This is a genomic window from Ruminococcus albus AD2013, assembly GCF_000526775.1.
GTDB lineage: Bacteria > Bacillota > Clostridia > Oscillospirales > Ruminococcaceae > Hominimerdicola > Hominimerdicola alba_A.
In genome coordinates this window covers 2,046,236-2,058,024 of sequence record NZ_JAGS01000001.1, presented here as the reverse complement: position 1 = coordinate 2,058,024, position 11,789 = coordinate 2,046,236, and the positions used below count along the sequence as shown (strand labels likewise).

The following is an 11,789-nucleotide window of genomic DNA, read 5'->3' as shown; positions in this document are numbered from 1 at the left end:
AGTGTCGGCTGCGTTTACATCGTTTCACGCTTCGCAAACTCGGTCAGTATCACGGTCGGGCATCGTAGTGTCGGCAGTGGACTCGTGCTGTTTGTCGGGCATAAAAATTTATGCCTTTCTACTATCAGTGATCTTGGTCGAAAAGTTGTACGTTTTTGTACAACTCTTGCAGAAATATGTCCGAGTTAAAATACAAAACATATGTTTGCATAGTATCATATGTGTAAGTTCGGGCAGTTCAGCTAAAAAAAGACAGGACAAAATCAAGCAAAATCACTTGACACCTGAACTTGTTTTTAACGGCATATTTTATCACTTTTTAGTGGTGAGGTGTTGAAAAAAATCGGCGGGTATGGTATGATGATATCAGATCAAAAGGGGGCATATATATGGGCAGGATAGTTCGGATAAATGATCTTGATACCGAGGGGCTGGCACCTTACAGGGATACGGCTGAACTCTCGCTGAAAGCGCAGGGGCTGTTCGTGGCAGAAAGCCCGAAAGTGATACGTACCGCCCTTGATGCGGGGTATGAGGCTGTATCTCTGCTTTCGGACGAAAAGTACATCATGGGGCAGGCGGCGGATATCGTTGAAAGGGTCGGTGACGTTCCTGTATATTCGGCGGGAAAGAAGCTTCTTGAAGAGATAACGGGTTTCAAGCTGACACAGGGCGTGCTGTGTGCAATGAAGCGGAAAAGCGAAGATACGGCACTTCCCGCGGAGGTACACAGGGTCGCGGTGCTGGAGGATATCATGAATCAGACGAATATGGGGGCGATATTCCGTTCGGCGGCGGCACTTGGCGTTGATGCTGTACTGCTGACTGACGGCTGCAGCGACCCGCTTTTCAGGCGGACTATTCGCGTCAGCATGGGTACGGTATTTCAGGTGCCGTGGAGATTTATCGGTAAATCGGACAGCGGATATATCGGCAGGCTGAAAGAAGAGGGCTTTCTGACGGCGGCTATGGCGCTGAGGGCGGATACTGTCAGCATTGAGGACGAACGTCTGAAAAGGGCGGAAAAGCTTGCGATAGTCCTTGGCACCGAGGGCGACGGGCTGAAAACGACCACCATCGAAGAATGTGATATGACGATAAAAATACCCATGGCACACGGGGTGGATTCCCTTAACGTTGCCGCGGCGGGGGCTGTGGCTTTCTGGGAGATGAGGTACAGGGGTGTGTAAGTCATTGGAAGATGATGCGCTGCGGAATGTATGGATACATATGTAAAATATCGATAGTATATGTGTGAATTACAGCTTTCCGCAGTTGACAAAAAGGGCGGAATGTGGTATAATTACAAAATATCCAAGGAAAGTGAGTGGAAGGAATGGTAAATGATACAGCAAGGAAACTGCTCTGTCAGCAGTTTGTGAAAAACAACACTATCGACCCCGGTTATTATGACAGGTACAGTGTCAAGAGAGGTCTGAGAAATGCCGACGGCACTGGTGTTACTGCGGGTCTTACCAATATTTGCAATGTTCACGGATATGTGGTGAATGAAGGAGAAAAAATGCCGATCGAGGGTCAGCTGATCTATCGCGGCTACAATATAAACGATCTGGTGGGAAATGCCGTTAAGGAGAACCGTTTCGGATTTGAGGAGATAGTATATCTGCTTCTGCTGGGCGAACTGCCCAAAAAGGACGAACTGGCTGCTTTCAGACATATGATAGCTGAGAACCGTCCTCTGCCTGCGGATTTCTTCTCGGATATGATACTCAAAGCACCCTCGAAGGACATAATGAACAAGATGTCACGTTCGATACTGGCACTTTATTCCTATGATGACAATCCCGAGAACCGTGCCCCCGAATATGAGATGGCAACGGCTATATCCATAATCTCGAAACTGCCTTACATAATGACACTGGCTTATCAGGTGAAGAAGAGGACATTCGACAATCAGACGATGTTCCTGCACCCGCTGGATCCCGATCACAGCACTGCTGAGATGATACTGGCGGCTATACGTCCCGACAGAAAGTTCACTGACGATGAGGCTAAGCTTCTCGACCTGCTGATGATGCTGCACGCTGAACACGGCGGCGGAAACAACTCCACCTTTGCCTGCCGCGTACTGACATCTTCGGGCACCGATCCTTATTCTGCATACTCCGCAGCTATCGGTTCGCTGAAAGGACCAAAGCACGGCGGCGCGAACATCAAGGTATCGGCTATGCAGGAATGTGTAAAGCAGCACGTTTCAAACTGGGACGACGAGGGCGAGGTTGCTGACTTCCTGACCAAGATACTGAAGAAAGAAGCTTTCGACAAGTCGGGACTTATCTACGGTATGGGTCATGCGGTATATACACTTTCCGACCCGAGAGCGGTGATACTGAAAGCCAACGCAAAGCGCATGGCTGAGGGTACCGAGTTCGAGAAGGAGTACAGACTGCTGGAAACCATCGAGCGACTGACACCCGAGCTTTTCCTGAAGATAAAGGGCAGCGACAAGGCTATGTGCGCAAATGTTGATATGTATTCGGGCTTTGTTTACAGAATGCTGGGTGTACCTCAGGATCTGTTCACACCTATGTTTGCAGTATCAAGAATGCCCGGCTGGTGCGCTCACCGTTTCGAGGAACTGGTTACAGGCAAGAGGATAATACGTCCCGCTTACAAGGCTGTGGCTAAGGAAAGGGCTTATGTTCCCATAAACGACAGATAATTATAAATGCGTCCGAGGGTATGCGGGCGCATTTTTTGTGTGCATAAAAATGTCGCTTCAAAAGCGACCATATGTCCTCTTATGTGTGGTATCATATAGTCACAGTAAGAAAACCGTGAGTGAGACACATCTAAGGAGGAACAACTATGAAAAAGAATGCTAACAACAATATCACCGAACTGGTATTCGTGCTTGACAGAAGCGGTTCAATGGCTGGGCTGGAATCCGATACCGTTGGCGGATTCAACTCGCTTATCAAGGATCAGAAAAATTCAGATGGCAAGGCTTTTGTGACGACTGTGCTTTTCGATACGGAGTTCATCTACGTGCATGACCGCGCTGATATCTCGACAGTAAAACCCCTTACCGAAAAGGACTACGTGCCCCGTGGCTGTACTGCTTTGCTTGACGCGGTGGGAATGACGATACAGCATATCGCAGGGATACATAAGTACGCGCGTCCAGAGGACGTACCCTCGAAGACGATATTCGTTATAACCACCGACGGCATGGAGAATGCAAGCCGTGAATTCAGGTATGACACCGTTAAGAAGCTCATCGAAAAAGAGCAGAAAAAATACGGCTGGGAGTTCATATTCCTCGGTGCGAATATCGATGCGGCGGCAACGGCGGGTTCAATGGGTATAGCACACGCTTCAAACTATAAAGCCGACGGCAAGGGCACTAAACTGATGTATGGCGCTGTGGGCAGAGCTGTGAGATGTATGAGAGAATCCGCACCCCTTGCAGAGGACTGGAATGCGGAGATGGAAGAGGACGCGGCGAGATAAAAAACAAACCGGCGGAGAATGCCAAGGAAACAAAGCGCGCGGTCAAGCCTCGCGCTAGCAGGCTTGCGGGAGTTTGAGGGCAGAGCCCTCAATCATCAAGGCATAAAACCAAAATGCAAAGCGAACTATAAGAGCGAAACAATCTTCCACCCTCAAAAACAGGCGCGGCAATAACCAAATAATCGAGCGTGGACAAAACGAACGTCCACGCTCAACCTATATGCGTAAAATTATTGCTCGCGCATCGACCCGACGTCGCAGCCGACGCAGTCGCAGCTGAGGGACGAACCTCCGACCACAGCAGATATCAGATAAGTCCAAGAAACAAAGATCCCCGAGGTGCTCGTAAACACCTCGGGGAAAATCATCTGTATAAGTGCGTGGTTCATTCTTCACCGTCGTCCGAGCGCATACTTCCGCGGAGTTTTTTCCAGTCGGGGCAGTAGCGTTCAACCAACGCCCAGAAATCTGCGCTGTGATCCATGTGAACAAGATGTGCCAGTTCGTGGATGCATACATAATCAATGTGGGCTTTTGAATAAGCCGCTACCTTGTAATTAATGGAAATACTTCCGTTTGAACTGCATCTGCCCCAGCTGGCGCTGAGGTCCTTTACAGTTATCTTTTTCGGGAAAAGACCCATGCGTGCGGTGAGACGCCGCATACTCTCGGTTATCTCGCGGTTGGCAAGTTCGACTATAAAAGTCTGTACCTGCCTGACCATGTATTCGCGGTCAACACTGCCGCAGACAGCTATAAGCAGTTTTCCGTCTTCAAGGCGGGGCTTGAAATATCTGTCGGACTTTACCGTGGTTATAACGGTCTTCTGCCCCAGCAGACGTATCTCCTCTCCGTCTTCGAAAGTTCTGGGCAGACCCGAGTGCTTTGCGCTTTTTTCAAGATTAAGGTCTATCCATTCAATGTGCTGTTCAATGAAATTCCGTATTTTGGCAACCTCAAACCTTTCGGGCACGCGGACGGTAAGTCTGCCCTCGTTTATGGCGAGAACTGCGTTTTTGCGTTTGCCCCTGTCGAGTATGAAATCTATCCGCCTGCCATCGGAGAGAGTGGTATAGGTGAGTACCTTCGCCATTACTGTTCCCAGGGCGGGAGGACTGTCTGGTAATCCGAGAGATAGTCCTGATAGATATAGCCTGTAAGTTCACCGTCGTTGCCTGTAAAGGTTATCTTGACATAGCCGTTATCTTCATAGCCCAGCACTGTTACTGCGACACCGGGGGTCATGCAGACGATATTCTCGGCTTCATTCGAGGGCTGAGTGTGGAGATAAGCATACTCGGTGATATACTTGGTTTCCTTCTCGGCAGGAGCTGATGAGCTTTCTTCGGCTGCCGATGAAGCGGTGTCGGCAGAACTCTCATCCGATACAGCGGGAGCGCCGCTTTCGGTATTATCGGCGGGGGCTGCGGTAACGGGTTTATTGTTTTGGGTCACCTTTGGCTCGGTGACATTTGTGTTTATTGTAGCTGTATCAATACCTGCGGGGGCGACTGCCGAATTGGTAGCGAAGACAACCTTGCCGATGATGAAGACCATGCATACGACAAATATCCCCGCAACAACGACGGAAGCCACTCCGACAGAACGTACCTTCTTTTCGTTATCCATCAAAATTCTCCTTTGCTTGTATAAAGCTTTCCACACTATTATAATCCATTTGGCGGAGATTGTCAACACGGCGGCTGATTTTTGCCGTAAAAAGGGCATTATCGGGTCATTGTAAAAAAATTGCGAAACCCCCTTGATTTTTTCGGAAAAGTATGTTATAATGACATAAATAATGTTATCAGTAACGGAGGAGAGTATTATGAGCCCTATCGAGATAGGTGCAGGTGTTGTGCTTGCGCTGTGCAGCATTGTTATCGTATTGGTAGTTCTTATCCAGGAATCCAAGGACGATGGTCTGACTTCCGCTATCGGCGGCGGCTACAACGATTCGTTCTATGGCAAGAATACAGGCAATACACGCGATGCCAAGCTTAACAGACTGACCAGAAATGCAGCGATCGTTATGTTCATACTGACTATCGCAGTAAGCGTTATCCACAAATACCTCAGCAAATAAGCTGTGTAAAACGGCGGCAGTATGCTGCTTGTGGAAAATCAGTTGAGAAATATCAGCCCTGCCGCAGCGGGGCTTTTTTTCATATGGAGGAAAGTAAGAATATGGTAAAAACGGAGAACCGAAAGGCTCTGATGCCGCTGTTTAAGGGCTTTGAGGATTCGGTGCTGATAAGCTGTGCAGAGGGCAGGACGGGTATATGTTGGTGTGATGATCCCGAGAGACCCACCGCGGGGGTCATCGAAGCGGGTGATTTTTATTTTACTGCGGGAGACCCTGCATTTGCCCGAGAGGCTTTTGAGATAGCGAAAGGAAACTCCGAGGCAGTGTTCATGCCTGCGTCCGAGGGCTGGATAAAGGCGCTGACAGGGCTTGGTGAGGGTATTATAACTACGACGAGATACCGCACTGCCATGCCTGAAAAGTTTGATAGGGATAAACTGTCGAAGTTTGCTGATGTGTCCAAATTTGCGGACTATAAGCTTGAAATGATAAATGAAGAATATTATGAGCAGGCTTTGAAAGAAGAATGGTCATGGGCATTTGTGGGAAATTTTTCGGACTATAAGGATTTCGCCGAAAATGCCTTCGGGTGCTGTATAACACATGAGGGACGCCTTATCTGCGCGGCTTCATGCTATTCGGTGTACAGCAGGGGAGTTGAGGTAGAGATAGCTACTCACCCCGACTACCGCAGAAAAGGTCTGGCGACGACAGCAGGTGCGGCATTCATCGGGGAGTGCGCAAAGAGAGGTCTGAAAGCACACTGGGATGCGGCAAATACGATGTCGCTGAAGATAGCTTCAAAATTCGGGTATACTCTGAAAGAGGAGTATACTGCGCTGTGCTTTGATAAGGAAGAATAAACGATTTTAATGGTACAACAAAATGGACTATAAGAAAATATCTGCCGAGATGCTCGAAGAATTCGGGACGGAGATCGGCAAATACAGATCGGGCGAAAAAGCTCAATATTTCTATAAATGCAAGCATACCGAGAACTATGGCGATGTTGATGAGAACTACGGCAGGAGAGGTCGGGTGCTGTACGGGCTGAGACTCGGTGCGGCACAGGTAGACGAGCCTGAGCGGGAGCAGATGGTGAGAGAGCTTTTTGAGCAGGAGATAATCGCTCGCGAAAAATCGAGCTTTCAGGGCATTGGCGCGAACCTGGAACTGCTGTCCGTACTGATGGAGCAGTACCGTAAGCCCGAGGACAAGCCGATGTATGAGAGGGCGAAAAACGCAAATTTCGATTGTTACTGCGGTTTTGGTATCGATGAAAGCTATGCGGCACAGTACCCTGCGGATATATTTGAGTACAGTTTAGTGGACAGCATTTATCTTGCGAGCGAACTTGATATGAAAGAAAAACTCCTGAGGCTGGTGGATATCTACAAAGCAGAGGGGCTTGAGGGTGACCGCGTTTTGATGTTCAGGAGATTTGCACGTTTGACTGGCAGAGATGATGACAGGGAGATCGCTGTCAAAGGTTGTTACGAGCGAGCTTTCAGCTATGAACCTGCTGATATGAAAGGGCGGATGGAACAGCTTTCTGCGGCAGAAGCCATGATAGAGTGGCTTTGCAATAAGGGAGAAATATCAGATGCTTTCGCGCTTTTTAAGAAGCATACAGATGTTTTGCGGAGTGCGAACGGTCGGACGTTCTTTGAGATGGCTCACCTTATCATGGAAGCTGATAATGCGCTGATACGCGATGTATGGAAAATATGCAGAAAATCTATCAAGCAGGATTTGACAAACAAAAGGCTTTATCCGATATGTTACAGTATAATCAAAAGTTGCGCAGAGCTGGCAGGTGATCAGCTGACATACACATTGTTCGACAGGCTGGACAGAAAAAACAAATAACAGTACGTTAATATGTACAGCAGGAGGTGCGGCATGAGCAGGAGTTATAAGAAATTTGCAGCATTTATGATAACCGACTCCAAATGTCGTCGGAGATACAGGGGCAAGACACTTGCGAACAGAGCAGTCCGCCGAAGTGAGATAAGCGGCGGAAAGAGCGCATATAAGCGCTTGTATGACAGCTGGGATATCTGCGATGTGCGCATACCGATGGAAGATCTGACTAGGCTGAGAGTTGCATGGATAAGGGGCGACAGATGGCTGCACAGGACATTCGATACCCTGCATGAAGCCGAGGTATACTACAAGAGGAAATATTACAGGAAGTAAAAGGAGAATATATGAAACAGGATTACAGAAAAATGATATACAACAAGCTGAAAGCATCGGGCAAGCGCCCTGTGACTTTCAAGGAGCTTGTGAAAAGTTTCCGAAAGGGGAACTTTGATTTTGATAAATTTGCCAAGACCGTTGACAAGATGAAGAAAAAAGGCGAGATAGTCGAGGGCAAGATGGGATTCACTCTCGGCAAGGGCGGCAAGCTGAAAAAGTGTCGGGTGGTGCGCCTGCACAAGAGTTTCGGCTTTGTGAAGAACGTTGACACGGGTGAGGAAGTATTCATTCCCGGAAAGCACCTGCTGGGAGCTATGCCAGGAGATATCGTAATGGTACAGCTCAGGGAGAGCCGCGGCGACAGCCCCGAGGGCGAAGTCGTATCCATCGAAGAGGAGAATTTCAACAGGTTCAGCGGCGAGATAGTTGACGAATTCGGTAAGCTGAAAATAATGCCCGATGTGATATCGAAGTACGCCCTGGATTTCGTCAATCCTTTCGGGCTGGAACTCCATGAGGGCGACAAGGCTATCGCGGTGATAACAAGGCGCGGCGAGAAGCACAGCGAGCACAGATGCGAGATAGTTTCATGTCTGGGAAGTTCGCTGAAAGCGGCGGTATGCGCTCTGGGCATAGTTGAAGCTGCGGGGCTGACACCTGTATTCCCTGCGGAAGTCATCGATGAAGCAAGGAGAGTATCCTCGGCGGGAATATCCGATGAGGAAAAGGAGGGCAGGCTCGATCTGAGAGATCTGCCTATATTTACCATCGACGGTGCCGATACCAAGGATATCGACGATGCTATATCGGTGCAGAGGACTGATAACGGCTATATACTGGGCGTTCACATCGCTGACGTATCTCACTACGTAACACCAAGGTCGGCGCTGGATAACGAAGCTTTTCAGCGCGGCACCAGCGTATACTACGCAAACAGGGTGATACCAATGCTGCCCGCGGAGCTTTCAAACGGTATATGTTCGCTTAATCCTCAGGAGGACAGGCTGGCTTTCACCTGCCTGACAGAGCTTGATAATGCGGGAAATATAGTCAGCTACAAGTTTGCGAAATCAGTGATAAGGTCTAGGGTAAAGGGCGTATACTCCGAGATAAATGATATCTTTGACGGCTTTGTGAGCCGTGAGCTTTCGGAGAAATATGCCGAGGTAATGGATCAGCTGCCGCTGATGAAAGAACTGGCGGAGATACTCTGCAAGAAGCGTATCGCCCGCGGTGCGCCACAGATAGAGACCAGTGAAAGTGCCCTGATGATAAACGAGGACAACGTCTGTGTTGGTGTGGGCGAGTACACCCGCGGCTTTGCACAGGAAATGATAGAGGATTTCATGCTGACTGCCAACGAATGTGCGGCCAGATTCGGCAAGGACAACGAACTGCCCTTTGTTTACCGTGTTCACGAGCCGCCTTCTGCGGAGAAGATAGAGGGTCTGAAAGAACTGCTGGCGGGACTGGATATAATGTATGTTATGGGTGATGACCCCAAACCGAAACAGCTGGCGGAGATACTTGAAATGTCCAAAAATACGGACGCTGAAAAGATCATCAACAATGCGGTGCTGAGGAGTATGTCAAAGGCGAAATACGATACCGAGCCTATCGGTCACTACGGTCTGGTGCTGGAGGACTATGCTCATTTCACCTCACCGATACGCCGTTATCCCGACCTTTCGATACACAGGATAATGTCGGCTTTTCTCGGCGGAATGACTGCGGAGGAATGCCGCAGCAGGTTCAATAAGTTCGTGTATGCTTCTGCCGATCGTTCCACCGAAACGGAACTCACAGCTATGCAGACCGAGCGTGCCTGCGATGACTGCTACAAGGCTGAGTATATGATGGGTCATATCGGTGAGGAATACGAGGGCGTTATCGTATCGGTTACGGATTTCGGTATGTTCATCGAGCTTGACAACACCTGCGAGGGTCTGCTTCACCTTGATAATATGCCCGAGGGCTACTACGAGTGCGACGGCATGATGAAGCTGAAAAATTTCTCGACAGGTGAGGAATACCGCGTGGGCGAGAGGTTCAGGGTCAAGGTGCTGGGTGCGAACGTCAACTCGGGCAAGGTTGATTTTGTGCCCGCTGATATGTGAGGAAACAATGACTGACGATAAAAAACAGAAGCTGAAAAAGGTGATCACAGGCAAAGGTTCCCATGGGCTTTTTATAGGAAGGATCATGCACTGTGACGGTGATGATAAAACTGTGATAGGGCATACAGCACTTTGCCATATCATATTCAGGACGTTCAGCTGGATAATTTTCGATATCAGCTTTTTACGGATGCTGTTTGTATATCATAAGTTCCCGAAAGAAACCGGTGTGCATTTCAAGTCGATAAGCGAAATGACGGCTGGTATGTCCGCGGCGGAAAGGCTGCATGAGATACTTCACACCTATCAGCCTTATGATGTTACAGGCAACAGAATTCTGGTATTCTATCCGTTTTTTGTATCTGCGGCGGCACTTCTGCTTGGGGGCTGGACGATAATCCTTCTGCGAAGGATAGTGAGCCGCAGGACTGCGGAGAACAGCGGTTTGAAACTCAGGGTGATATCCGGGCTGCAGATAGCTTTTGATATCTCGGCTTTTATAGTTACGCTGTATTTTTGCGGAATATGGGCTGACCGTGTGATAAGGCAGTTTCCCATGAGGATGCTGTTTACTTATATCTACGGTTTCGGAGTACTTGTGATATTTTTTGATCTTATCATATTCGCGGTGGATATGAAATTGACGTACAGGAAAAAAGAGGAGGAAAAATAAATGAAGCAGCAGAGGAGCTTTCCTGCTTTCAAAGTCAGCAAGAGGTGCGAAAACAGGCTGAAAGGCGGACACCCCTGGGTGTATGACAACGAGATAGAGGTATCTGACGAGGGTGTGGAGAACGGCTGTATCGCCGATGTTCTGTCACCTAAGGGGAGCTATCTGGGTTCGGGGCTTGTGAGCCTGAACAGCAAGATAAGGGTGAGGATACTCTCGGATAATGCCAATGAAACTTTTGGTGAAAGCTTCTTCCGCCGCAGGATAAGGTATGCGCTCGACCACAGAAAGACCGTCATGGGCGATGATATCTCTGCTTGCCGACTGGTACACGGTGAATCCGACGGTCTGCCCGGACTGACCGTTGACCGCTATAATGACATACTCTCGGTGCAGGTGCTGAGCTATGGCATGGAGCAGAGAAAGGATATGCTGTACCGTCTGCTGACGGAGGAGCTTGCCGCTGACGGCGTTGCACTCCGCGGCATAATGGAGCGCAACGATGTGGCTATACGTGAGCTTGAAGGTCTGGAGCAGGGCAAGGGCTGGTATAAGGCTGATTTTCTGCCCACAGCACCCGAATCGCCTGTTACCGAGATAATTGAAAACGGAATAATCTATAAAGTCGACGTTGAGAACGGTCAGAAGACAGGATTTTTCCTTGACCAGAAGTACAACCGTCTGGCGGCGGCAAAACTGGCTAAGGGCAAGAAGGTGCTGGACTGCTTCACACATACGGGCTCGTTCGCACTGAATGCGGCTTTCGGCGGCGCGGCTCATGTTACGGCTGTTGATGTTTCACAGTTCGCGGTGGATACAGCTAAAGCCAATGCTGAAAGAAATGGACTGTCCGATAAAATGGACTTCATCTGCGCCGATGTGTTCGACCTCCTGCCAAAGCTGACAGAGGAAAAGGCTGGCTACGACTTTGTTATCCTTGACCCGCCCGCATTCACGAAGAGCCGCAAGACCGTGAATTCTGCTGAAAGAGGCTACAAGGAGATAAACTACCGCGCAATGAAGATGCTTCCCCGCGGCGGATACCTGGCTACCTGCTCATGCTCCCATTTTATGACCAATGAGCTTTTTGTTAAAATGCTGATGAGTGCCGCACATGACGCGGGAGTTCAGCTGAAGCTTGTGGAAGCGCGTCAGCAGGCACCCGACCACCCTATACTTATGAACGTCCCCGAAACGGATTACCTTAAATTCTATCTGTTCCAGGTAGTGTGATGCATAC

The 11,789-nt window shown here is 49.1% G+C and carries 12 protein-coding genes; 10 read left to right on the top strand and 2 right to left on the bottom strand.

Annotated features, from left to right (window positions below; all coding sequences use genetic code 11):
• Positions 1 to 389: 389 nt before the first annotated feature.
• The 3 genes from N773_RS0109185 (at position 390) to N773_RS0109175 (ending at position 3,474) form a co-directional block, all read left to right on the top strand.
• The gene (locus tag N773_RS0109185; RefSeq protein WP_024857524.1) at positions 390 to 1,190 is read left to right on the top strand and encodes a TrmH family RNA methyltransferase; all 801 of its coding nucleotides are present in this window, start codon (positions 390 to 392) and stop codon (positions 1,188 to 1,190) included.
• Between the two features lie 146 nt (positions 1,191 to 1,336).
• The gene (locus N773_RS0109180) at positions 1,337 to 2,683 is read left to right on the top strand and encodes a citrate/2-methylcitrate synthase (protein WP_024857523.1); all 1,347 of its coding nucleotides are present in this window, start codon (positions 1,337 to 1,339) and stop codon (positions 2,681 to 2,683) included.
• Between the two features lie 146 nt (positions 2,684 to 2,829).
• Positions 2,830 to 3,474, top strand: a complete 645-nt coding sequence (locus tag N773_RS0109175; RefSeq protein WP_024857522.1) for a vWA domain-containing protein — start codon at positions 2,830 to 2,832, stop codon at positions 3,472 to 3,474.
• Between the two features lie 385 nt (positions 3,475 to 3,859).
• Here N773_RS0109175 and N773_RS0109170 read toward each other — a convergent pair whose 3' ends face one another.
• Together N773_RS0109170 and N773_RS0109165 are read right to left on the bottom strand one after the other, a co-directional pair.
• On the bottom strand, positions 3,860 to 4,567 hold the full coding sequence (locus N773_RS0109170; protein ID WP_024857521.1) for a M48 family metallopeptidase: 708 nt from the start codon (positions 4,565 to 4,567) through the stop codon (positions 3,860 to 3,862).
• The gene (locus N773_RS0109165; protein ID WP_024857520.1) at positions 4,567 to 5,103 is read right to left on the bottom strand and encodes an SH3 domain-containing protein; all 537 of its coding nucleotides are present in this window, start codon (positions 5,101 to 5,103) and stop codon (positions 4,567 to 4,569) included. Before N773_RS0109165 ends, N773_RS0109170 begins: the two co-directional genes overlap by 1 nt.
• A 199-nt stretch (positions 5,104 to 5,302) precedes the next feature.
• Between N773_RS0109165 and secG the strand changes: the two genes are divergently transcribed.
• The 7 genes from secG (at position 5,303) to N773_RS0109130 (ending at position 11,782) form a co-directional block, all read left to right on the top strand.
• Complete coding sequence (gene secG / locus N773_RS0109160; protein WP_024857519.1) at positions 5,303 to 5,560, top strand: preprotein translocase subunit SecG; 258 nt, start codon at positions 5,303 to 5,305, stop codon at positions 5,558 to 5,560.
• A gap of 101 nt (positions 5,561 to 5,661) precedes the next feature.
• The gene (locus N773_RS0109155; protein WP_024857518.1) at positions 5,662 to 6,423 is read left to right on the top strand and encodes a GNAT family N-acetyltransferase; all 762 of its coding nucleotides are present in this window, start codon (positions 5,662 to 5,664) and stop codon (positions 6,421 to 6,423) included.
• A gap of 22 nt (positions 6,424 to 6,445) precedes the next feature.
• Positions 6,446 to 7,429, top strand: coding sequence for a hypothetical protein (locus tag N773_RS21225; protein ID WP_024857517.1), 984 nt, complete (start codon positions 6,446 to 6,448; stop codon positions 7,427 to 7,429).
• Between the two features lie 33 nt (positions 7,430 to 7,462).
• The gene (locus tag N773_RS0109145; RefSeq protein ID WP_024857516.1) at positions 7,463 to 7,759 is read left to right on the top strand and encodes a hypothetical protein; all 297 of its coding nucleotides are present in this window, start codon (positions 7,463 to 7,465) and stop codon (positions 7,757 to 7,759) included.
• Between the two features lie 11 nt (positions 7,760 to 7,770).
• Complete coding sequence (rnr, locus tag N773_RS0109140; RefSeq protein ID WP_024857515.1) at positions 7,771 to 9,879, top strand: ribonuclease R; 2,109 nt, start codon at positions 7,771 to 7,773, stop codon at positions 9,877 to 9,879.
• 7 nt (positions 9,880 to 9,886) lie between these two features.
• On the top strand, positions 9,887 to 10,552 hold the full coding sequence (locus N773_RS0109135) for a hypothetical protein (protein ID WP_024857514.1): 666 nt from the start codon (positions 9,887 to 9,889) through the stop codon (positions 10,550 to 10,552).
• Positions 10,553 to 11,782: a class I SAM-dependent rRNA methyltransferase gene (locus tag N773_RS0109130; protein ID WP_024857513.1), complete on the top strand. Its 1,230-nt coding sequence runs from the start codon at positions 10,553 to 10,555 to the stop codon at positions 11,780 to 11,782.
• Positions 11,783 to 11,789: the final 7 nt, after the last annotated feature.